The 22,204-nt window shown below is 58.7% G+C and carries 15 protein-coding genes; 2 read left to right on the top strand and 13 right to left on the bottom strand.

What is annotated here, in order from left to right:
• Positions 1–46: 46 nt before the first annotated feature.
• From gltB to D0544_RS15020, 9 genes are all read right to left on the bottom strand, one after another.
• Positions 47–4,498: a glutamate synthase large subunit gene (gene gltB / locus D0544_RS15060; protein WP_125017573.1), complete on the bottom strand. Its 4,452-nt coding sequence runs from the start codon at positions 4,496–4,498 to the stop codon at positions 47–49.
• Between the two features lie 215 nt (positions 4,499–4,713).
• Complete coding sequence (locus D0544_RS15055; protein ID WP_125017571.1) at positions 4,714–6,267, bottom strand: SPOR domain-containing protein; 1,554 nt, start codon at positions 6,265–6,267, stop codon at positions 4,714–4,716.
• Between the two features lie 9 nt (positions 6,268–6,276).
• On the bottom strand, positions 6,277–7,368 hold the full coding sequence (aroB, locus tag D0544_RS15050) for a 3-dehydroquinate synthase (RefSeq protein WP_125017569.1): 1,092 nt from the start codon (positions 7,366–7,368) through the stop codon (positions 6,277–6,279).
• Positions 7,369–7,377: 9 nt separating this feature from the next.
• A complete protein-coding gene (aroK, locus tag D0544_RS15045; protein ID WP_125017567.1) occupies positions 7,378–7,911 on the bottom strand; it encodes a shikimate kinase AroK in 534 nt (177 codons plus the stop codon).
• Between the two features lie 17 nt (positions 7,912–7,928).
• Positions 7,929–10,076, bottom strand: coding sequence for a type IV pilus secretin PilQ (locus D0544_RS15040; RefSeq protein WP_243647351.1), 2,148 nt, complete (start codon positions 10,074–10,076; stop codon positions 7,929–7,931).
• Positions 10,077–10,093: 17 nt separating this feature from the next.
• A complete protein-coding gene (locus D0544_RS15035; RefSeq protein ID WP_279387277.1) occupies positions 10,094–10,624 on the bottom strand; it encodes a pilus assembly protein PilP in 531 nt (176 codons plus the stop codon).
• 13 nt (positions 10,625–10,637) lie between these two features.
• Positions 10,638–11,297: a type IV pilus inner membrane component PilO gene (locus D0544_RS15030; RefSeq protein WP_125017565.1), complete on the bottom strand. Its 660-nt coding sequence runs from the start codon at positions 11,295–11,297 to the stop codon at positions 10,638–10,640.
• Positions 11,294–11,866 (bottom strand): PilN domain-containing protein, encoded by a 573-nt coding sequence (locus D0544_RS15025; protein ID WP_125017563.1) that lies wholly within the window; start codon positions 11,864–11,866, stop codon positions 11,294–11,296. Before D0544_RS15025 ends, D0544_RS15030 begins: the two co-directional genes overlap by 4 nt.
• Complete coding sequence (locus tag D0544_RS15020; protein ID WP_125017561.1) at positions 11,866–12,936, bottom strand: pilus assembly protein PilM; 1,071 nt, start codon at positions 12,934–12,936, stop codon at positions 11,866–11,868. The genes D0544_RS15025 and D0544_RS15020 overlap by 1 nt, the downstream gene beginning before the upstream one ends.
• Before the next feature lie 174 nt (positions 12,937–13,110).
• Between D0544_RS15020 and D0544_RS15015 the strand changes: the two genes are divergently transcribed.
• On the top strand, positions 13,111–15,582 hold the full coding sequence (locus D0544_RS15015) for a penicillin-binding protein 1A (RefSeq protein WP_125017559.1): 2,472 nt from the start codon (positions 13,111–13,113) through the stop codon (positions 15,580–15,582).
• A 65-nt stretch (positions 15,583–15,647) separates the two neighbouring features.
• Here D0544_RS15015 and D0544_RS15010 read toward each other — a convergent pair whose 3' ends face one another.
• The 4 genes from D0544_RS15010 to rpmE all read right to left on the bottom strand — a co-directional run bounded on the left by D0544_RS15010 (position 15,648) and on the right by rpmE (position 19,514).
• Entirely contained in the window at positions 15,648–16,910 is a 1,263-nt protein-coding gene (locus D0544_RS15010) for a malic enzyme-like NAD(P)-binding protein (protein ID WP_125017557.1), read from the bottom strand.
• A 98-nt stretch (positions 16,911–17,008) separates the two neighbouring features.
• Positions 17,009–18,475 carry a M48 family metalloprotease gene (locus D0544_RS15005; protein WP_207905900.1) on the bottom strand — a complete coding sequence of 489 codons (1,467 nt, stop codon included), beginning with the start codon at positions 18,473–18,475 and terminating at the stop codon, positions 17,009–17,011.
• A gap of 24 nt (positions 18,476–18,499) precedes the next feature.
• A complete protein-coding gene (locus D0544_RS15000) occupies positions 18,500–19,285 on the bottom strand; it encodes a thermonuclease family protein (RefSeq protein ID WP_125017555.1) in 786 nt (261 codons plus the stop codon).
• Between the two features lie 13 nt (positions 19,286–19,298).
• Complete coding sequence (gene rpmE / locus D0544_RS14995; RefSeq protein WP_125017553.1) at positions 19,299–19,514, bottom strand: 50S ribosomal protein L31; 216 nt, start codon at positions 19,512–19,514, stop codon at positions 19,299–19,301.
• A gap of 260 nt (positions 19,515–19,774) precedes the next feature.
• Here rpmE and D0544_RS14990 point away from each other — a divergent pair, with 260 nt between their 5' ends.
• Positions 19,775–21,964, top strand: coding sequence for a primosomal protein N' (locus tag D0544_RS14990; RefSeq protein WP_243647350.1), 2,190 nt, complete (start codon positions 19,775–19,777; stop codon positions 21,962–21,964).
• Positions 21,965–22,204 lie beyond the last annotated feature (240 nt).

The following is a 22,204-nucleotide window of genomic DNA, read 5'->3' as shown; positions in this document are numbered from 1 at the left end:
TACCTGCTGCAGCATTCACTGCAGCAGGGTGCGGTGCGGGATCCCTTTACTCCGGGCGGGTACGAATACTGCTGAGCAGGTTGCTCATGTTGGCCGCCTTCGGCTTCACCAGCCAGAACTTGCCAATGTAGTCGTACATATCCTCAAGTAACTCCTTACCCCAGGCACTGCCGGTCTCGGCCACGTATTCCTCAATGATATGGGTCAGATGGCTGCTGTACTGCTCCATCGACTCGGTATCAATGCGGTGAATATCCACCAGTTCATGGTTGTAGCGATCGACGAACTGGCGCTGAAGGTCGAGCACGTAGGCAAAACCACCGGTCATACCCGCCCCGAAGTTGTGGCCCACCTCACCCAGTACCGTAACCAGGCCACCGGTCATGTACTCGCAACAGTGATCACCAGCTCCCTCGGTCACCACATGGGCACCCGAGTTACGCACAGCCAGGCGCTCCCCGGCCCGGCCCGCTGCAAACAGCTTGCCCCCGGTTGCGCCATACAGGCAGGTGTTACCGATAATGGAGGTTTCGCGAGACTCGAAGCGGCTACCGGCCGGTGGCGTAATGACCAGCTTACCGCCGGCCATTCCCTTGCCCACGTAATCGTTGGCATCACCTTCGAGATACATATGCAGTCCGCCGGCGTTCCAGACGCCAAAGCTCTGGCCGGCGGTTCCCTTCAGGCGCACCACAACGGGATTGCTCTCCATCTCCAGGTTGCCGTGACGACGGGCGATTTCGCCGGAGAGCCGGGCACCGATCGAGCGATCGCAGTTGCTGATGCTGTACTCGAATTCGCCGCCGCTTTTGGTTTCGATCGCTGGCAACATCGCCTGCACCATCCGCTCGGCCATCTCGGCACGGTCGAAGGGGTCATTGCGATCCGACTGGCAAACCTGTGGCTTCTCCGCCGGGATATGGTCGTTAGAGAGGAGCGGGGACAGATCGAGGTTTGCGTGCTTGGGGGTATACCCCGGCAGCAACTCCAACAGGTCAGTGCGCCCCACCAGCTCTTCCATGGTGCGCACACCCAGCCTCGCCAACCATTCACGGGTCTCAGCAGCAACGAAGCGGAAGAAGTTCATCACCATCTCCACATCGCCGATGAAGTACTTTTCACGCAGCTCGTCGTTCTGGGTGGCCACGCCGGTCGCACAGTTGTTGAGATGGCAGATACGCAGATACTTGCAGCCCATCGCCACCATCGGCGTGGTACCGAAGCCAAAGCTCTCGGCTCCCAGGATGGCCGCCTTGACGACATCCAGTCCGGTCTTGAGTCCGCCGTCGGTCTGCAGGCGCACCTTGCCGCGCAGGTCATTGGCACGCAGCGCCTGTTGCGCCTCGCTCAACCCCAGCTCCCAGGGAGAGCCCGCGTAGCGAATCGAGGTCAGCGGACTCGCCGCAGTACCGCCGTCGTAGCCGGAGATGGTGATCAGGTCCGCATAGGCCTTGGCGACACCGGCGGCAATGGTACCCACCCCGGGCTCGGAGACCAGTTTCACAGAAACCTGCGCCTGAGGGTTCACCTGCTTGAGATCGAAGATCAGCTGAGCCAGGTCCTCAATGGAGTAGATATCATGATGCGGAGGCGGAGAGATCAGGGTTACGCCCGGCACCGAGTAACGCAGCCTGGCGATCAGGCCGTTCACCTTTCCTCCGGGGAGCTGTCCGCCCTCGCCGGGCTTGGCGCCCTGCGCCACTTTGATCTGCAGTACTTCAGCATTGACCAGGTAATGGGGGGTTACCCCAAAGCGACCGGAAGCGATCTGCTTGATCTTGGACACCTTATCGGTACCGAAGCGGGCCGGGTCCTCGCCACCCTCGCCGGAGTTCGAACGGCCGCCCAGGCGATTCATTGCCTGCGCCAGCGCCTCGTGGGCCTCAGGAGAGAGCGCACCCAGCGACATGGCGGCGCTGTCGAAGCGACGCAGGATCGACTCGGCCGGTTCCACCTCATCAATATCGACTGCCGTGAGATCTTTGCGGATCCCCAGCAGGTCCCGCAATGTCGCTACCGGACGTTCGTTGACCAATGCCGCATAATCACGGTAGGCACTGTAATCTCCGGTGCGCACCGCCTTTTGAATAGTACTTACCACATCCGGGTTGAAGGCATGGTATTCGCTGTCGTGGACATACTTGAGCAGACCACCCTGGAGAATCTTCTTGCGCAGCGTCCAGGCCTCCTTGGCCAGCAACGCCTGCTCTTTGTGCAGATCCTCGAAGCGAGCGCCCTGCAGGCGGCTGCTAACACCACAGAAGCAAAGATCCACGATCTCGTCGCTGAGGCCGATGGCTTCAAACAGCTGCGAGCCCCGGTAGGAGGCGATGGTCGAGATCCCCATCTTGGAGAGGATCTTCAGCAGGCCCTTATTGATCCCCTTACGGTAGGCCTTGTGAGCCGAGATCGGATCACTCAGGAGCTCGCCGGTGTGGATCAGGTCCTCCAACACCTCATAGCTAAGGTAGGGGTAGACAGCGGTTGCGCCAAAGCCGATCAGCACAGCAAAGTGGTGAGAGTCGCGCGCAGTGCCGGTCTCCACCAGAATATTGGCCTCGCAACGCAGCCCCTGCTTGATCAGGTGGTGGTGCACCGCACCGGTGGCCATAGCGGCATGGATTGGCAGCTTGCCGGGCTTCAGGTCACGGTCGGTCAGGTGCATGATCACCTTGCCGGCCCGAACCGCCGCTTCCGCCTCAGCGCAGACACGCTGGATCGCCTGCTCTAACGGCTCAGACTCATCGTAATTGAGGCTGATCCGCGCCACACCGATGCCCAGTTCGTCCTCATTGGTAATGTTAAGGAACTTGGTGGTCGAGAGCACCGGCGAGCCCAGGATAATGCGCGCCGCGTGGCCAGGCGTCTCCGCGAACACGTTCTGTTCTGCACCAATGCAGGTCTCGAGCGACATAACAATGGCTTCACGCAGCGGATCGATGGGGGGGTTGGTGACCTGGGCAAACATCTGCCGGAAGTAGTCGTACACCGGCCGTACCCGGCCGGAGAGTACCGCCATCGGGGTATCGTCGCCCATCGAGCCGACCGCCTCTGCGCCGCTTTCGGCCAGGGGGCGTAGCACCTGATCACGCTCTTCAAAGGTGATCTGGAACATCTTCATATGGCTATTGAGGGTGTCCTTATCGAAATGCTCGATGCGGTGCAGCTCCTCAATGTACTTCGAAGGAATACGCCGGGCCTGGGACTTGAGCCACTGCTTGTAGGGCTGCTGGGTCTTGAGCTTGTTATCGATATCGTGGGCCTGCAACAGCTCGCCGGTTTCGGTATCGATCGCAAGGATCTCACCGGGGCCGACACGCCCTTTGGCGATCACATCCTCGGGCTTGTAGTCGAACACCCCGATCTCGGAGGCGACGGTCAGGTAGCCATTACTGGTACGCACCCAGCGCGAAGGGCGCAGGCCGTTACGATCCAGCGCGCAGAGCGCGTAACGACCATCGGTAATCACCAGGCCTGCCGGGCCATCCCAGGGCTCCATGTGCATGGAGTTGTACTCATAGAACGCCCGCAGGTCGGGGTCCATGGTATCCACATTTTGCCAGGCGGGCGGCACCATCATGCGAATGGCGCGATACAGCTCAACCCCGCCGGTGACCAGCACCTCCAGCATATTGTCCATGCTGGAGGAGTCCGAGCCGGTGCGGTTGACCAGCGGCTTGACAGCATCCAGGTTGGGGAGCAGTTCGGAGTGGAACTTGCTGGAGCGCGCCTCCGCCCAGTTACGGTTGGCGGTGATGGTGTTGATCTCACCGTTATGGGCCAACATGCGGAAGGGCTGGGCCAGTCGCCAGCGAGGCATGGTGTTGGTGGAGAAGCGCTGGTGGAACACACAGATCGCGGTTTCGAAGCGGGGATCGCCGAGGTCAGTGTAGTAGCCGGGCAGGTCGACGGGCATCATCAATCCCTTATAGGAGATCACCCGGTCAGACATGGAGCAGATGTAAAAATCGGGGTCATCGGCCATGGCCAGCCCCGCTTTGCGCCGCGCCATGAACAACTTAACCGCAAAATGCGCCTCATCCACATCGTCCGGGCAGTTGATAAACACCTGGTCGATGGTGGGCTCCTGGTCGAGAGCGATAGGCCCCAGGCAGTCGTTGTTGGTGGGAACGTTACGCCAGCCAACGAGCTCCATCCCCTCCGCCTCGATCTCGCGATTCAGCGCCTGGCGACCCAGCTCGGCCCGCGCCTCATCAGCACTGAGAAAGACCATACCGACGGCGTACTGCTGTTTCAGCTCCTGGTCATACTGGCCGCGGGTCACTTCACGGAAGAAGGAGTCAGGCTTCTGGATAAGCAGACCACAACCGTCTCCGGTTTTACCGTCCGCTGCGATACCACCACGATGGGTCATGCAGGTCAGCGCTTGAATCGCTGTCTGCAACAGGTGATGACTTTTCTCTCCCTCGGTATGGGCAATCAGCCCAAAACCGCAGTTGTCTTTAAACTGCCCAGGATGGTACAAACCTGAACTCATAGGCACACTCCCAACGTATAATTTATAGAATAATCAGTTGGTTAGTCCCTTTTTGTGATTTTATTGGTGGGACCACAGGAAAAAATGGGTCAGCCATTTTACACACCGAACGCCATTGCCACAAACCCATTCACACTTTTGGGCTGCAATCTAACGTTATTACAAAATGGACTAATTGATCGACCTGGCGGGGGTTTTAAACCGGCTGCTTCCGCTCATTCGCCCTGCAGCGGGGCCAACGCACGCGCCCAGGGCTTTTGTGCCTGCAGGGTGGAAGACATTGACTTGAGCGCAGCCAGCGCAGCATCCCGGGTTGGGTAACTACCGTACAGGGCAATAAACCAGGGACGATTCTGGTGGCGGGTTTCAATCAGGTGCCAATTCGACCCGCTACCCATGCGGGCAATAAAGCTTTCTACCGCCTCACGCTGATGGCTCCCCAGCATCTGCAGACTATAGGCGGTCGCAGGCTGCGCCAGCAACCACTGACGCCCAGGGCCAGGTGCAGTGGACTCTCTCTCCGCAGAGACCACCGCACTCGCCTTTGGCTCCGGCAGTGACGTCTCCTGTTCGCCGGGCTCGTCGCCAGCCGCCCCGTTAATCTCAACACCGGAGGGTTTGGCGGGCACCTGAACAGCTTGGGCGAGGGGGGCGATACGGGTTTCCTCAACGGGTACGGCCGACTCACCCCCAGGAGCAGTCGCTTCAGGAAGCTCTGTCTCAACAGCCGTCACCGAGGGCTCTTCCTCCGGTAACGCCGCCTCTGTCTCCATCACCTTCCTTGCCGCCTCCAGCAAACGCTGCCGAGCCATATCCGCCGCCGGATTAGCCGGGGCTGGCATCGCTGAGGCACTACCGGTTGCACCATCGGCAGAGGAGAGCACGTCCGGCTCCAGGGGCACCCGGGTCTTCTCAGGCTCAAACACCCCCTGCAGCAGATAGGAGATAACCAGTAGGGCCACCACCGCAACCAACGCCCACATATGCGCCTTGGGTAAACCCAGCCTGCGGCGAGACCCGCTCGAGCGCACTTCGTTTCGCCTTTCAAGCAGCTGCTCCACTACCCCAATCAGCCCACCGGAGCGTTTCAGAATCGCACCCAGCTCAGCGTTCGAGAGGCGCCCGAGCTCCGGCCATCGCCCGGCGGACTGCATGGTATCCAGATACTCCTTGAGGGAGCGTCTATCGAGCAGGGGAAGTTCCAGCTCATGCAAGGGCTGACCCTCACCATAGAGATCCAGCATCGCGCTTACCGAGGTATCCGCAAACACCACCACACGGATATGGACACCCACCTCGCGGGCGCCTTTGACCAGGCTGAGCAGAAACTGCCAGCTCTCCTGGGGCAACTCTTGCGCATCATCAATCACCATCAGGAGCGGCTGGCGCAGGTGTTGCTGTAATCGCTCCAGCAGCTGGCTCACCTCTCGTGCCGGTGGTAACTCTTGCAAACCGGCCGAACCCTGTAGAAGCGCCGCCAACTCTTGCGGGGTCGCGGTTAACGCCTGATCGCACCGGATCAGGGGGGTCCGTTTATCCTGGCGTTCAATAAACTCCCGGTAGAGGCGGCTTTTACCACCACCCAAGGGGGCACTCACCACCAGAATCAGGTCACTGAACTGGATTAGGTGATCCAGTTTCCCCAGCACTTCTGCGCGGCCTGCACCGGAAAAAAAAGGTTCGCGAAGAGGGCCTGTGTCCTGCAGCGCATCCTCAAGACGCTGCCGGAACAGCTTGCCATCCACCTGAAGATCCCCGTCCTGCGACACGTTACCCCCTCAAAACCTGCCCAGATCCTCACCCGCTTTGAGCGTCGCCATTAATGCGCTCATGGGAAAGTCGGACGACATTAATGCGCTGCCTATTGAGTTCAGCAGCACCAACCGAATAGTACCGTCAGTCACTTTTTTATCCACCGCCATCAGCGCCAGAAACTCCTCGGGCGACATATCTTCGGGAGGGTAAACCGGCAGCCCTGCCCTTAACAACAGGGACTTTATCCCGGCTACGTCGGCAGCTGACAACCACCCCAGACGCGCCGAGAGGTCGGCTGCCATCAGCATGCCAACCGCTACCGCCTCGCCATGCAACCAGTTGCCATAGCCCTGGTGGGTCTCAATTGCATGACCGAAGGTATGACCCAGGTTAAGCAATGCCCGCATCCCCGATTCACGCTCGTCACGGGCTACAATCTGCGCCTTGATTTCGCAGGAACGGTAGATTGCCCGCTCCAGTGCGGTCACATCCCGCGCCATCAGTGCGTCCATCGACTGATCGAGCCAGCGGTAAAACTCTGCATCGTACAGCAAGCCATACTTAACCACCTCGGCAATACCGGCAGACAGCTCCCGGTCCGGCAAGGTCGACAGGGTATCCGTATCGATCAATACAACCTGGGGCTGATGAAAAGCCCCTATCATGTTTTTCCCCAGGGGATGATTCACTCCGGTCTTACCCCCGACCGATGAGTCCACCTGGGACAGCAGCGTGGTGGGTAGCTGGATAAAGTGGACGCCACGCTGATAACTGGCCGCTGCAAAGCCGGTCATATCCCCGATCACACCACCGCCGAGCGCAATAAGGGTGGTGGTTCGGTTATGCCGGTCCTTTAACAGCTGATCATAGACACGGGAAACGCTATCGAGTGTTTTATACTGCTCCCCATCCGGGAGTACAGCGGTCGACACCTGATAGCCTTCCAGACAAGCAAGCAGGCTCTGCAGATAAAGAGGTGCCACCGTATCATTAGTGACCACCATCACCTGACGGCCGGCTATATGCTCCGTCAGAAGCTTTGGCTGCTCCAGCAACCTCTGCCCAATGTGGATAGGGTAACTTCTCTCCCCCAGTTCAACCTTTAGTGTTTGCATAGAACTGCCTTAGTCAGGCTTCTTAAGAACCGTGGCGCGTAATTGGTCAACGATCTCCTGGACGACCATCCGCGGATTGCTATTTTCGGTGCTCACCGTGATATCGGCTATCTGCTGATACAGGGGCTCCCTTATCCCCATCAGGTCGGTCAGCGTCTTACGAGGGTCCGCTGTTTGAAGCAAAGGACGCTTGCGATCCCGAGCCGTTCGAGACAACTGTTGCTCAACGGAGGTCTCCAGATACACAACCGTGCCAGAGCCAACCATCAGCCGCCGGTTTTCCTCCAGCAGAATTGCTCCACCACCGGTCGCAATCACCAGGGGGCCCGCCTCAACCAGCTGCTGTATAACTGCAGATTCACGCCTACGAAACCCCTCCTCGCCTTCGACATCGAATATCCAAGGGATATCGGCCCCACTGCGGGCTTCTATCTCATGATCCGAGTCTTTAAAAGGTATAGAGAGTTCTTTGGAAAGCAAACGCCCGATGGTGCTTTTACCAGCACCCATCGGGCCTACAAGAAAAATAACGGGCTGTGTCATCGAGTCATAGCTTTCGGCTACCGCAAAGTCAGTCCATTATCGATGATTTTCGGAGTGATGAATACCAACAGCTCACTTTTGGTCACCGAATCACTGGTGCTGCGGAACAGCTGACCCAGATAGGGGACATCACCCAGGAAAGGCACCTTAGTCACCTGTGTCGTATTGTTGTTCTGGAAAATACCACCCAACACGATGGTTGTTCCATCAGCAACCAGCACCTGGGTCTCGATCTTCTGGGTCCGAATCGCAATCTCACCATTGGCTGGGGAGTTGGACACATCGGGCGAATCGTTATTAACCGCAATATCCATGATGATATTGCCGTCCGGGGTGATCTGCGGAGTAACCTCCAGGGAAAGCACCGCCTTCTTGAATGAAGTTGAGGTAGCACCACTAGAACTGGCTTCCTGGTAGGGAATCTCAGTACCCGACTCGATCCGGGCAGTGGTTTTGTCCGCGGTAAAGACCTTCGGCTGGGAAATAACCTCTCCCTTGCCAGAGCTTTCCAGAGCCGACAACTCAAGATTGATCAGGGTGCTGTTGGTGGCAAAGCCAATTGCAAGAGCGGCTGCAGACTGGCCATCAGCAAAACCCGCCGCCCCCAGGTCAAGGAAGCTGTTGTCAGCAGGATTGGGGGAAGCCGCACTGGGTGGAGAGGTGGCCGTGGTGCCACTACCGCCAATTACGGTGTTCTTGCCCGAGGAGTTCGTAGAGCCCACCTTACCACCGGACCACTTAACTCCGAGATTGAGACCAAACTGAGTCTCCGCATTCACAATACGAGCCTCAATCATTACCTGCTTAACAGGAATATCAATCCGCTTAACCAGGTCGCGCAACTCGTCCAGCTTGGCCTGGGTGTCATTCAGCAACAGGCTGTTGGTACGCTGTACCACCTGCACGGAGCCACGATCCGAGAGCACTCCACTATCACCAGACCCCTTGAGGATGGCTGCCACTTCGTTGGCATCCGCGTAGTTGACCTCCATCAACTCGGAAAAGGTCGGAGCCAGCTCGGAGATCTGCTGGGAATTCTCCAGCTCCTGCTTCTCTCGAGCCGCAATCTCTTCGGCAGGTGCAACCATCAGCACATTACCCACCTTGCGTTTATCCAGGCCCTTGGCCTTAAGAACCAGGTCGAGCGCCTGATCCCAGGGAACATTTTGCAGGCGCAGCGTAATGTTACCGCCAACCGTATCACTGGCCACCAGATTGAGATCGGTAAAGTCAGCAATCAGCTGCAGGACTGAGCGTACATCGATATCCTGGAAATTAAGTGACAGCTTCTCACCTGTAAAGGAGAAACGCTCTTTTTGCATTTTCTCAAGCTCATCCACACTCAGGGGCTTAACGCTCACCGTCAAGGTGTTATCGGTCTGGTAGGCGAGGTAATCGTAGCTCCCTTTAGGCTCTACAATAATAACCGCCCCATCTTTTTCCGAGCTGGCATCAATAAAGCTAACCGGAGTGGCAAAGTCGATCACATCCAGGCGGTTTTGCAGGTTTTTGGGCAGCTCAGTACCCGGAAAACGCAGCTCAATCCGGCCTGCGCGCTCATTCATATCCAAAGCAACATTGGCGTTGGAAAGGCTAACGATGACGTTCCCCTCACCGCCTTCTCCGCGCTGGAAGTCGATATTGGTAATGCTGTCCAAGTTTGCTGCAACGCGCTTCTCAGCAACAGCGCCATCATCACTCGACGGGACGGCTGTCAGCCCTTTTGACGCGGCGACCTCTGCCCCAATCAGGATGTAAAGGCGATTGCCAACCGTGCGAGTGGTGTAGTTGGAAGGCGTATCGAGATTGACAACCAGCCGGGTTCGATCCTTGGCTTCGATAACAGTGACACTGCGAGCATTACCAAACCCGATCTCGTTGTATTTGCTACCCAAATCGCTGGTCGCACCAGGAAGGTCGATGGAGATACGCGCCGGCTGCTCAATGGTGTAACCCTTAGGGGTTGGCACCTCACCATCAAACTCCAGCGCGAGCTCTACTTTCTCCCCCGGCAGTGAGGCCGCATCCAGGCTTTTTATTGCAGCAGCAAAAGAAACAGGTGCCACCAGTGCAAGCGATAAGGTCGCAGCAGAGAGAGCAATCTTTGAAAATAGTTTCGACTTCATGTTCAGCCACCAGCTGTCATTGTATTGTAAGTTATTCATGCAACCCCCCTCGAGCGCTATCCTTCCCGCAGCTCAATGGTGCGCGGGCGTTCAACCCACACATCCTTTCCGCTTGGAACAATCTCGACCAGCTTAATTTCGTTTTCATCAATCGACACGATACGCCCGTGATTACGCCCGAGGTAATCGCCTACCTTCACCCGGTGTACTCCATCAGAGCCCCTGAGCAACGCCCACATACCGGCCTCATTACTCATGCTACCCACCATGGAAAAGCTCGCCACATCGAAGGATTCCAGATACTGTTTTACCCGATTCGGGTCAGGCCTGATAGTGGATTCAGGCGGCGCCAGCGTGTCATCGACAGCAATAGCCACCGGAGGCTGGAAAGGGCTACGCAACCCTGCAGCACTGTAGGTGAACGCTTCATAGGCGGTAAACTTTGGCAGTGGCTGTATCTGCCCCTTGGGCCTCGCCCGCTGCTCATCCATAAAGGCTTGCAGGTCAGCAAACTCATTCCCCGACTGACAACCGGCCAGCAGCGACACCAGCAGAACCAGACCCGTATTACGCATGTTTTGCATCATCACTGGCTCCTACTCACTTCTTTTTCTTGTTGGCACGTTTGTTAGCACCTTGCCCACCACTGCCCTTTTCGTTGTAACGATAGGTTTTGGCGGTGATACCCATCTGCAGTATCTCGTTATTCCCCTTACCGGCCGGCTTAATCGAAAAGTCATGCAGGGTCACAATCCGGGGGAGGGCCGCCACCGCACTGACAAAGCTGCCAAGATCATGGTAGTTGCCCTGCACCTGAATCTGAATCGGTAGCTCAATGTAGAACCCCCTGGCCTGCTCCTTGTCCAGCTTGATGGAACTGAATACCAACCCGCTCCCCATACCGGCATGGGTGATATCCTCAAGCAGTCCGGCCACTTCGGTCTCACTTGGAAGCTGCTTTACCAAGGCGCCAAAGGACTTCTCCATCTCCACCATCTGTTCGCGGTAGGCATCAAGGTTGGCGGCCTGAAAAGCCTTTTTGGTAAACTGCTCCTTCAGCGTTACCTCTTCCGCCTCCACTCGCTCCAGCTGGACCAGCATGTCCTGTACGTAAAAAACGTAGCCCGCATAGAGCAGCCCCGAGAGAAGCAGCACACAGACAATCGCCTTGATCGCGGCGGGCCAGCTACCAATATTATCGAGGTCCAGATCGTTGATATCTAGCTCATTGAGTTTTTGCAGGGAATCAGCGAAGCTCATTTTGTAGCTCCTTTCTTAGCGCTCTCCGGCTGGTTCGGGTTGACCTGGGTCACCGTCATGGAAAAGTCACTTCCGGAGCCTGCCTTGGTTTTGTTAACCGCCTGCAGATTGGGGTTCTGGAACCACTCTGACTGGTCAAAGTCACGCATCAAGCTTGATACCCGATTATTGGACTCGGCCACCCCCTGCACCGCAAGGTTATTCCCCCTGAGCGTCAGCGACGAGAAAAACACCCCATCGGGAACCGAGCGAGCCACCTCATCAAACACCCGCACAATCACCGGCCGGGTACCCTGAAGATCCTGAATCACCTTCATCCGTGCCAGCAGCTCCTCTCGCTTCTTGCGCAGCTCGCTGATCTCCTTGATTTTTTGATCCAGCACCTTGATCTCTTTGGTGATGTAGTCATTGCGGGCGATCTGGTGATCAATCATCCCCTCGACCTCACGCCCGACCAAAAACACAACACCCGCAGCGATGATGGCCACACCGGCCAACGTCATGAAAAACTGCTTCTTCTTCTCTTCCCGCAGCTCTTCCCGCCACGGCAGCAGGTTAATACGAGCCATCAGTCAAAACTCCTCATCGCCAACCCACAGGCGATCATCAAAGAGGGGGCATCACTACTCAGTGCGGCGGCGTTCACCTTGTTCGCGATGGTCATATTCGCGAAAGGGTTGGCCACCAGCGTATGAATACCAATCTTATCCTGAACCATCTGTTCCAGGCCGACCAAAGAGGCCGTACCTCCCGCCAGGATCACATAGTCCACATCATTGTACTGGCTAGCAGCAAAGAAAAACTGCAGCGATCGGGAGACCTGCTGAACCACAGCTTCTTTGAACGGAGTGAGCACTTCCGATTCGTACTCATCAGGAAGGCCTGCCCCCCCCTGCTTCTTACTCATCCCCGCCTCTTCAAAGGAAATCGCGTAACGACGCTGAATCTCCTCGGTCAGCTGTTTTCCGCCAAACAGCTGCTCACGGGTGTAAATGGTTTTACCATCGGACAGCACACTGAGGGTGGTCATGGTAGCGCCGATATCGACGATCGCTACGATCTGCTCATCCTCGGTTTTGCCGAGCTGCGGCTTGATCAGTTCAAAGGCGCGCTCAATGGCATAGGCTTCAACATCGACCACCTTGGCACTCAACGAGCCCAACGATAGTGCGGCCTCACGCATATCCACATTTTCTTTTCGGCAGGCGGCGAGCAATACCTCAACCATGCCAGGGTTCCGCTCAACCGTCCCTTGCACTTCAAAGTCGATTGCCACCTCATCCAGCGGGTAAGGGATATACTGATCCGCCTCCACGGTAATCTGGTTTTCCAGCTCCTGCTCGCTGAGAGCGCCATCCATCTCGATGGTCTTGGTGATTACCGCTGAGCCGGCCACGGCCACCGCAGCACTGCTGCAGGAGGTACGCGACTTCGACACAACTCGGGACACGACCTCCCCCACCACCTCGAGCTCATTGATGTTTTTCTCAACTACGGCGTTTTCTGGCAGGGGTTCGACTCCGTAGGACTCGACACGATAGCGATCCCCACTGCGACTCAACTCGAGCAGCTTGACAGACGTCGAGCTGATATCGATCCCCAACACCGTATTGGATTTCTTCTTAAAGAGACTTACCACGGCCAATTTCCTATCAGCATCCGATACTTACGGACGATTTGTGTATTTCTACATTAAATAACAGACTCTGTCACAGCGCAAATCTATCAAATGAAAAAAAACTCTTTATAATGAACACCAGACACACCCGATGACACCTGCATCACCCTAACCCCTTAATTTGTTTGGAATTTCATGAAAAGCACTCTGCGTCTTGCCCGACTCCTGTGCTGGGCGACTTTTCTCTTAATCTGTGGCTCGGTGCTCATTTTTGCCAGCGCCTATCTCTACCTGAGCCCCGGATTACCTACCGTAGAGAGCCTGAAGGACGTTCGCCTGCAGACTCCCCTGAGAATCTACACCAGCGACTCTAAACTTATAGCAGAGTTCGGTGAAAAACGGCGCACCCCTTTGCATTTTCAACAAATACCCTCCGCCATGATTCAAGCCGTTTTGTCCGCCGAGGATGACCGCTTTTATGAGCACCACGGAGTGGATATCAGGGGGCTGTTGCGTGCGGCCGCCCAACTGATCCAGAGCGGCCAGATCCAGAGCGGCGGCAGCACCATCACCATGCAGGTCGCGAAAAACTTCTTCCTCTCCAATAAGCGTGTTTTTTCAAGAAAATTCAACGAGATACTTCTGGCGCTTGATATCGAAAGCGAACTCACCAAAGAGCAGATACTGGAGCTCTACCTCAACAAGATCTATCTGGGCAATCGCGCCTACGGCATCGAGGCCGCCGCACAGGTCTATTATGGCCAGCCCATAGAACAGCTTTCACTCGCCCAGCTGGCGATGATCGCCGGCCTGCCCAAAGCGCCATCGCGCTACAACCCGATCGTCAACCCCCAGCGCGCCATCATTCGGCGTAACTGGATCCTGGGGCGCATGCTGGAGCTGGGGCATATTGACCAAAGCGCCCACGATGCAGCCGTCACCGAGCCGGTCACTGCCAGCTATCACGGACTCCAAAACGAGGTCGATGCGCCTTACATCGCCGAGATGGTCCGTGCCGATCTGCTCGAACGTTATGGCAGCGATATCTACACCGACGGCTACCGCGTCATTACAACCATCGACAGCAGCCTCCAGCAAGCCGCCACCCGCGCCACACAACAAGGCTTAATGGAATATGACCGCCGCCACGGTTACCGCGGCCCGGAAAGCCAGCTCCCCCTTACGGACGATAATGCCCTTGAGCCCGCCCTGGACAGCCTGAAAGCCACTCCGGCGGTCGGCCCCCTGCTGCCGGCCCTGGTGATCCGCACCGAGGGGCAGCAAGCCGAAGTGATGCTGCGGGACGGAGTAGCCACCATCCCCTGGGAGGGACTGGCCTGGGCCAGGCGTTATATTGACGTCAACACACTGGGAGAGAAGCCAGAACAGGCCTCTGATGTTGTCACTCGGGGAGACCTGGTTCGAGTTGAGCGGCAAGCCGATGGCAGCTACTGGCTTGCCCAACAGCCCGTGGTGCAAGGTGCTCTCGTATCCTTCCGTCCTGACGACGGCGCCCTCCTGGCCCTGGTAGGAGGGTTTAATTTCCACTCCAGCAAATTCAACCGGGCCACTCAGGCGGAGCGAGAGGTAGGCTCCAATATCAAGCCCTTCATCTATAGCGCTGCGCTGGAAAACGGATTTACCGCCGCCTCCATCATTAATGATGCCCCCGTGGTGTTTGAGGATCAAAGCCTGGAAGACACCTGGCGTCCACAGAACGACAGCGGTCGATTCTACGGCCCTACCCGGTTGAGAACAGCGCTCTACAACTCCCGCAACCTGGTCTCCATTCGCCTGCTGCAGGAGATCGGCATCGCCAAGGCGCGCGCCTATGTGCAGCGCTTCGGGTTTGACCCTGAGCGCCTCCCTAAAGACCTCTCGCTGGCCCTGGGGAGCGCCACCATGCCCCCCTACGACCTGGCCGCCGGCTACATGGCGATCGCCAATGGCGGGTACCGAGTCATCCCCCACTTTATCCAGCGCATTGACCTGCTGGATGAGACCCGATTCGAGATGCAGCCTCACCGAGTCTGCCGCAGCGAGTGCACCCCTGAAGCCGAAACCGCCTCTCTCAGCGCCCTCGCTGCCCCAGCCCCGTTGGATACCGCCACCCCCCTCGCCAGCGAGGCGGCAAGCATGGAAATCGAACAGGCTTCCATCACGCCAATCCCGGCACAGCGCATTATGGATGAGCGGGTTAACTACATCATGACCACCATGCTGCGCGACGTCATACAGTCGGGCACAGGGCGTCGCGCCCGCGCACTGGGGCGCAAGGATATCGGCGGCAAGACCGGCACCACCAACGATCAGAAAGATGCCTGGTTTTCCGGCTTCAACCCCGAGGTACACACCACCGTGTGGGTCGGCTTCGACCAGCCGGTGACTCTTGGCCGACGGGAGTATGGGGGCACAGCCGCCCTGCCGATCTGGGTCGACTACATGACGCAGGCCCTGAAAGAGACCCCCGAACAGCCCCTCGCGCAACCCGAAGGCATTATCACCATGCGCATCAATGCGGAGGATGGAACACCGGCAGCCAGCGGCAGCCCCGGCGCGATCTTTGAAGTGTTCCGGCGCGAATTCGCACCGGTCGCCAGCGCTACCCCTGCCCCTCGCCTGGAGCTGGAGGAGAGCCCCGGCACGCTTCCACAAGAGCTGTTCTAGTACGCCCGCCTAGCGAGCAAAAAAAAACGCCCCGATGAACGGGGCGTTTTTTTATCCGGCTATCCTCAGATGTCGTCCATCGAGTTCAGCGGATAGTTGCTTGGGTAGGGTAAGCGGGCAACACCGCTATCCACGGCCGCCTTGGCAACCGCACCCGATACCGCTCCCAGCAGTCGGGAATCCATCGGCTTGGGAATGATGTAATCACGCCCAAACACCAGGCTGTCCACACCGTAAGCCTTCAGCACCTCATCGGTGGCCGGCTCCTTGGCGAGATCCTTGATGGCATAAGCCGCTGCCACTTTCATCTCCTCATTGATCGCTGAGGCGCGTACATCCAGCGCACCGCGGAAAATGAAGGGGAAGCCCAGCACGTTGTTCACCTGGTTGGGATAGTCGGAACGACCGGTCGCCATGATGACATCGCTACGGGTGGCCAGCGCCAACTCGGGCTTGATCTCGGGATCCGGGTTCGAGCAGGCAAAGACGATGGGATCCTTTGCCATTTTAGCCAGCTGGTCACCCGACAGCAGGTCAGGACCGGACAAACCCAGGAACACATCGGCACCGTCAATGGCATCATCCAGGGTGCGCTTGTCGGTTTCGATGGCAAACTCAGCCTTATACTCATTAAGGTCGTCACGCCCGGAATGAATCACCCCTTTGCGATCGAGCATGTAGATATGCTCAGGCTTCATACCGCAGCTGACCAGCAGCTTGGTACAGGCGATTGCGGCCGCACCGGCACCCAACACCACCATTTTGGCCTGGTCGATGGTTTTACCCGCAATCTCCAGCGCATTCAGCATGCCGGCCGCCGTTACAATGGCAGTACCGTGCTGGTCATCGTGGAATACCGGGATATCGCACTGCTCAATCAGCACCCGTTCAACCTCAAAACACTCGGGAGCCTTGATATCCTCGAGGTTGATGCCTCCAAAGGTGTTGGCGATCAGCTTCACGGTATCAATGATCTCCTGGGGATCCTGGGTATCCACCTCGATATCGATGGAATCGATGCCGGCGAACTTCTTGAACAGCAGGGCTTTACCCTCCATTACAGGCTTGCTGGCCAGAGAGCCCAGGTTGCCCAAACCAAGAATCGCGCTACCGTTACTGATGACCGCTACCAGGTTACCCTTGGCGGTGTATTTGTAGGCGTTTTCGGGGTCTTTGGCGATCTCCCGCACTGGCTCAGCCACACCTGGGCTGTAGGCCAGCGACAGGTCGCGCTGAGATCCGGCAGGGGTAGTCAGTTCTACGCTGATCTTGCCCGGCTTGGGGTTGGCATGATAATCAAGTGCCGCTTGTTTCATATCCTCAGACATGGCGTATGTCCCGATCTAGTGAATTATGGGGAGCCAAAGGATATAGAAAACCGATTCCCCTCACAAGCGGACGGGCCTTATAGTGAACATCACCCTGATCAATAGATTAGCTTGAGCCACTGCCCGGGCGCCGGCTCCCCCTCCGGGTACCGATCGTTAATGAGCCGAAGCTGCTCCTCTCCGTAGCGGGATAGCGGGCTACGGCGAGCCAGCAGGGCAAATCGATCCCCCTTCCTTGCGCGCACAGCCTTGATATGCAACCCGTCCGCCTTGTCATAGTCCGCCTTGGGCAGGGACTGAAAGCTGGTGATTGCCGCGCGCATCTTTTCATCAAAAGCATCAAACTCACGCTCGTTTTTGACCGACCCGATCAGCTCGAACACCTTGCCTTGATAGTAGATAACCGCGATACGGTGAAGCGGCTTACCCCTGGGGTCAACCACCGCACTGTAGCCACGATAGCCTTTACCCGATATCTCCTCTCCCGCCCTGAATTCACTTCGGCCAATGCGTTCGCGCAAGTATTCCGCTGGGGTATAGCCATCCTTGATCTCTCCCAGCTGCAGCAGTAAAAAGGCCTGCTCATCGGGTGCAATCGCGACCAGTTGCTGGGGCTGGTTTTGCAACTTCCACCCCTCGGGAAAGCTGACTTTCAGGTTCATCGGCTTATGCAGGAAGTAACGTCCGTCCACAATCCCCTGGGAAGCGCTGTTGCCAAAGGCCATCCCCTCTATCGCCTTCAGGTACGCCTCGCGTCCCACCCGCCCATTGACCACTGCGGGCACCTGACCCACTACGCCCTGCAGGCGCTCATCATTGGCGGGATGGGTTGAAAAAAGACCGTGATAGCCAACCACCTCCTGACCACTCTCCTTGGCCCGCAAGCGAGCAAAGGTTTCCTGGTTTTTCAGTACCTCTATCACTTCAATCATGGCCTGGGGGTCATAGCCGGCGTTGGCGAGGTACTGGGCACCGAAACCATCGGCCTCCAGCTCATGATCACGACCGTAGCCCCGCACCAGCGCCGTACTGGCGATATTACTCAGGTCTCCCACCGCACCGCCGGCGTAGACGGCCACCACCTGGCTGAGCACATTGCCCGCCATCGCCATGCTTTGCTGCTGCACGCTGTGGCGCGCGGTCACGTGCCCTACCTCGTGGGCCAGCACCGCCGCCAGCTCCGCCTCGGAGTTGAGGTAGGCCATCAGCCCGCGGTGAATATAGATGAAGCCTCCGGGCAGCGCGAAGGCGTTGATATCGGGGGTGTCGATCACGGTGAACTGATATTCGAGTTCGCTGCGATGGCTATTGGCTGCCACCTTGCGCCCCACCGACTGCACATACTGCTGCAGTCTCTGGTCCTCGTAGAAGGGGTACTGCTTGCGAATATCCTGGCTGTATTGGCGCCCCATGCTGATCTCGTCCGCCTCGGAGATCAGCACAAAATCATGATTCCCCGTTGCCGGGTTACGCGCACACCCCTGCAGACTGGCCAGTAGCAACAGCATTATTACCGGACCCAGCAGACCACCGCTTCCGGACCCCCTGCGCAAGCTCGCTAACACCTGACCTCTCCCTAGCCTCAACCATTAATCAATAAAGCGTACCATCGCCGGATGGCGTACCGGCAGCATCCAGCGCCTATGGCCTGGTTTCAGTTTACCCCCTCGCGCTTGGCGGTCAATAACCCAGCCTCGCACCTCCAGCCGCTGTCCCTTAAGCAGCCGCCGTTCAAGGGCCGGAAAGCGCGCAAGGTCGTGACGGGAGAACCGCAACACCAGCCGCTCGCCCAATGCCACCCACAGCGCGTCACCGCCCTCATTAACTCCGGTGACCCGCCCCTCCAGCAGGTAAAAACCACTGTGTGTGAGGCCGGAAAGCGATGAGGGAAGTGACCTCCACACACCTAACCGGCGTGCACGGGCACGCGCCTCCGCCTGGGCCAGGCAGCCCCATCCCCGCTCGTTGGGAGGCACGACCACCAGCACCCCCAACCCCTGCTCCAGCAGCAGCTCGGACAGACTGCGCCGCTCCTGCCCCAGATACACGCGCGCCAGCAGTCGCCCATAGCGATCCCGAGGCTGCTCCGCCGGCTCGATCAGCAAGGGTTCGCCCCCTCGCAACCGCTGTTCGACAAAGGCTTTAGCCGCCCGCGCCCCCACCCCGTCCGACCGCCCATCGCGCCCCAGCTCCGGCGTGTTGACCCCCACCAGCCTGACGCGACGACCATCCCTCAGCAGCAAGGTATCGCCATCGAACACCCGTTGCCACTCGACGCGTTCCAGCGTCCCCTCGGGGCCACAGGACTGGGCCTGGGCCAAATTCCAGGCAATAAAAAAGGCGCTTGCAACAAGCGCCTTTTTCCAGACTCCCATCAGGGAGAACCCCTTACTTGCGGGTAGTGCGAGCACCGAAGCGCTGCTTGAAGCGCTCGATACGGCCGCCGCTGTCGAGGACCTTCTGCTTACCGGTATAGAACGGGTGGCAGGCTGAGCAAACGTCCAGGTGAATGGGCTTGCACAGGGTAGAGCGGGTTTTGATCACATTACCGCAGCTGCAGGTCGCTTCGATCTCTTCGTAAGCGGGATGAATTTCGGGCTTCATGGTGTATTCCTCTGAGAGTAGCTGAATGCCGCCACCAGGCCCGTTGCCTGGCACCGCATCCGAAGTTTTGCTCCACCAACGGCGAGGCAAAAATTGAGATCGCGCATCCTACCAGATTTTGATCAATAAGCAAGCCCGCCCAGCCCGCCTAAAAACTTCCCCCTACCGCGCAGGGTGATACCATAGCGAATCGGCCCAACCACCCATGAAGGCACCCCCACTCGATGCACGCTAGCGAACACCCTGGAAGGATCCTGCGTATGGCGCTTCCCTCCCCCCTGCGGCGCCTGTTCGACTACCGAGTTCCCGAGTCCTGGTCCCAGGCCACACTGGTGCCGGGGGTACGCATCAGCGTGCCCTTTGGCAATCGCACCCTGATCGGCCTGCTGGTCGAGCAAACCGATAACAGCGAGCTGGCCCCCGAACAGCTGAAAACCGCCATCGAGCTGATCGATAGCACCCCTCTGCTCCCCGACGCACTGCTGGAGCTGTGCCGCTGGTGTGCCGACTACTACCACCACAGTCTGGGAGATACCCTCAGCGTCGCGCTGCCTGCCCTGCTGCGCCAGGGTCACGCCACCAGCCTGGCCGAGCCCCACTGGCGTTGCCTGCAACCACTGGATGACAAGCTGCGCCAGCAGTTACAACGGGCACCCAGGCAGTTGCAGGCCATGGAGGAGCTGGCCCGCCACCCCAAGGGGGTCAGCCAGCCTTTGCTCGCCAGCCTCGGGATCTCCACCCCCACTCTCAAGACACTGCGGGAAAAACAGCTGCTGGTGTGCGAACAGAGGGAGGAGCCGGTGCACTGGCCCAGCCCCCTGCTTCATGAAGCCCCCCTTCCCCTCAATGCCGACCAGCAAGGTGCACTGGATCGCATCGAGTGCGATCTTGACCGCTTTCACTGCCACCTGCTGCAGGGGGTAACGGGCAGCGGCAAAACCGAGGTCTACCTGCGCTGCATCGAACAGGTACTGCTGCAGGGCAAGCAGGCGCTGGTGCTGGTGCCGGAGATCGGGCTCACACCGCAAACCCTGCAACGTTTTCGCCAGCGCTTTAATGTACCCACGGCGGCGATGCACTCGGGCCTCAATGACCGCGAGCGCCTCAAAGCCTGGCTCGATGCCCGCAGCGGCCGGGCCGGGATTCTGATCGGCACCCGCAGCAGCCTGTTTACCCCGCTGCTGCGTCCCGGCATCATCATTGTGGATGAGGAGCACGACGCCTCCTATAAACAGCAGGAGGGGTTACGCTACAACGCCCGCGACCTGGCGATCTACCGCGCCAAGCTGGAGAACATCCCCATCGTGCTGGGATCCGCCACCCCCAGCCTGGAATCACTCCACAACGCCCTGCAGCAGCGCTACAGCCAGCTGTTGCTGCCCCAGCGAGCCGCCGCCAGCCACCCCCACTACGAGCTGATCGACCTGCGCGGCCAGCCGCTGGTGGCGGGCATGACCCCGGCACTGCAAGGTCAGGTGGAGCAGCACCTGGCCCAGGGGAACCAGGTGCTGCTGTTCCTCAACCGACGGGGATACGCCCCTACCCTGCTATGCCACCAGTGCGGCTGGGTAGCAGAGTGCCGGCTCTGTGACTCACGCATGACCCTGCACCGCTCACCTCCGCACCTGCATTGCCATCACTGCGACAGCCAGGCGCCGGTCCCCTTCCGCTGCCCCCAGTGCCAGAGCGAGGAACTCTATCCGGTCGGCCAGGGAACCGAGCGCAGCGAAGAGGAGCTGCAACAACGCTTTCCCAAGCGATCCATCCTGCGCATCGACCGCGACAGTACCCGCCGCAAGGATGCCATGGGCAAGTTACTCAAACAGATCCAGCGGGGAGAGCCAGCGATACTGCTGGGCACCCAGATGCTGGCCAAAGGGCACCACTTTCCCGCCGTCACCCTGGTTGCCATCCTCGATATCGACGGCGGCCTGTTCAGCACTGACTTTCGCGGCCTTGAGCGGATGGGCCAACTATTGCTGCAGGTGGCCGGACGCGCCGGACGCGCCGACCGCCAGGGCTCGGTGGCGATCCAGACCCACAACCCTGAACACCCGGCTCTGCTGCAACTGATCCACCAGGGCTACGAGCCCTTTGCCCGTACCCTGCTGCAGGAGCGACAGCTACTGGGACTGCCCCCCTTCCAATACCTGGTGCTACTTCGGGGGGAGGCACCTGCCATGGCGCTAAGCCAGCAGCTACTGGCCGATACCCGCCAGGCGGGAGAGGCACAGGTGCAGACGGCAGGGCTCAAAGTCAGCCTGCTGGGCCCCATCGCCGCGCCCATGGAGCGCCGGCAGGGGCGCTACCGCAGCCAACTGCTGCTGCAGAGCCACTCCCGCCGCGACCTCCACCAGCTACTGCAGGTGCTGGTGCCGGTAATGGAGGCACACCCTCTCGGCCGCAAGGTTCGCTGGTCGGTGGATGTGGACCCCCAGGAGATGCTGTAGGTAATGCGCCGCCCCGCCCTTTGATGGTACCGGGCAGCTTATGGGCGCCCTTCAGCCAGGGCCCCAATAGCGTCCAACTGGCCTTTCTGCAAGCGTCGCTGACTCAATGACAAGGGGGGGGGCGGCGAGCCGGTTCGCCCGAGCCGCAGGCCCGGGCCGAACAAAAAAACAGGGCAGATCGGGTGGCGCGCACAGCTGCGCCACTACCTGCAGCGGGTCACAGGGGCCAATGGGCAGTAG

It is taken from the genome of Aestuariirhabdus litorea, assembly GCF_003864255.1.
Taxonomy (GTDB): domain Bacteria; phylum Pseudomonadota; class Gammaproteobacteria; order Pseudomonadales; family Aestuariirhabdaceae; genus Aestuariirhabdus; species Aestuariirhabdus litorea.
Note: the sequence above shows the minus strand (reverse complement) of the source record. Positions and strands in the feature narration are given on the sequence as shown.

What these genes read in the sequence shown, in the direction of transcription:
- gltB (WP_125017573.1), bottom strand. Translation starts at nt 4,498, where the DNA reads ATGAGTTCAGGTTTGTACCATCCTGGGCAGTTTAAAGACAACTGCGGT.
- aroB (WP_125017569.1), bottom strand. Translation starts at nt 7,368, where the DNA reads ATGCAAACACTAAAGGTTGAACTGGGGGAGAGAAGTTACCCTATCCAC.
- aroK (WP_125017567.1), bottom strand. Translation starts at nt 7,911, where the DNA reads ATGACACAGCCCGTTATTTTTCTTGTAGGCCCGATGGGTGCTGGTAAA.
- D0544_RS15040 (WP_243647351.1), bottom strand. Translation starts at nt 10,076, where the DNA reads ATGAATAACTTACAATACAATGACAGCTGGTGGCTGAACATGAAGTCG.
- D0544_RS15035 (WP_279387277.1), bottom strand. Translation starts at nt 10,624, where the DNA reads ATGATGCAAAACATGCGTAATACGGGTCTGGTTCTGCTGGTGTCGCTG.
- D0544_RS15030 (WP_125017565.1), bottom strand. Translation starts at nt 11,297, where the DNA reads ATGAGCTTCGCTGATTCCCTGCAAAAACTCAATGAGCTAGATATCAAC.
- D0544_RS15025 (WP_125017563.1), bottom strand. Translation starts at nt 11,866, where the DNA reads ATGGCTCGTATTAACCTGCTGCCGTGGCGGGAAGAGCTGCGGGAAGAG.
- D0544_RS15015 (WP_125017559.1), top strand. Translation starts at nt 13,111, where the DNA reads ATGAAAAGCACTCTGCGTCTTGCCCGACTCCTGTGCTGGGCGACTTTT.
- D0544_RS15010 (WP_125017557.1), bottom strand. Translation starts at nt 16,910, where the DNA reads ATGTCTGAGGATATGAAACAAGCGGCACTTGATTATCATGCCAACCCC.
- D0544_RS15000 (WP_125017555.1), bottom strand. Translation starts at nt 19,285, where the DNA reads ATGGGAGTCTGGAAAAAGGCGCTTGTTGCAAGCGCCTTTTTTATTGCC.
- rpmE (WP_125017553.1), bottom strand. Translation starts at nt 19,514, where the DNA reads ATGAAGCCCGAAATTCATCCCGCTTACGAAGAGATCGAAGCGACCTGC.
- D0544_RS14990 (WP_243647350.1), top strand. Translation starts at nt 19,775, where the DNA reads ATGGCGCTTCCCTCCCCCCTGCGGCGCCTGTTCGACTACCGAGTTCCC.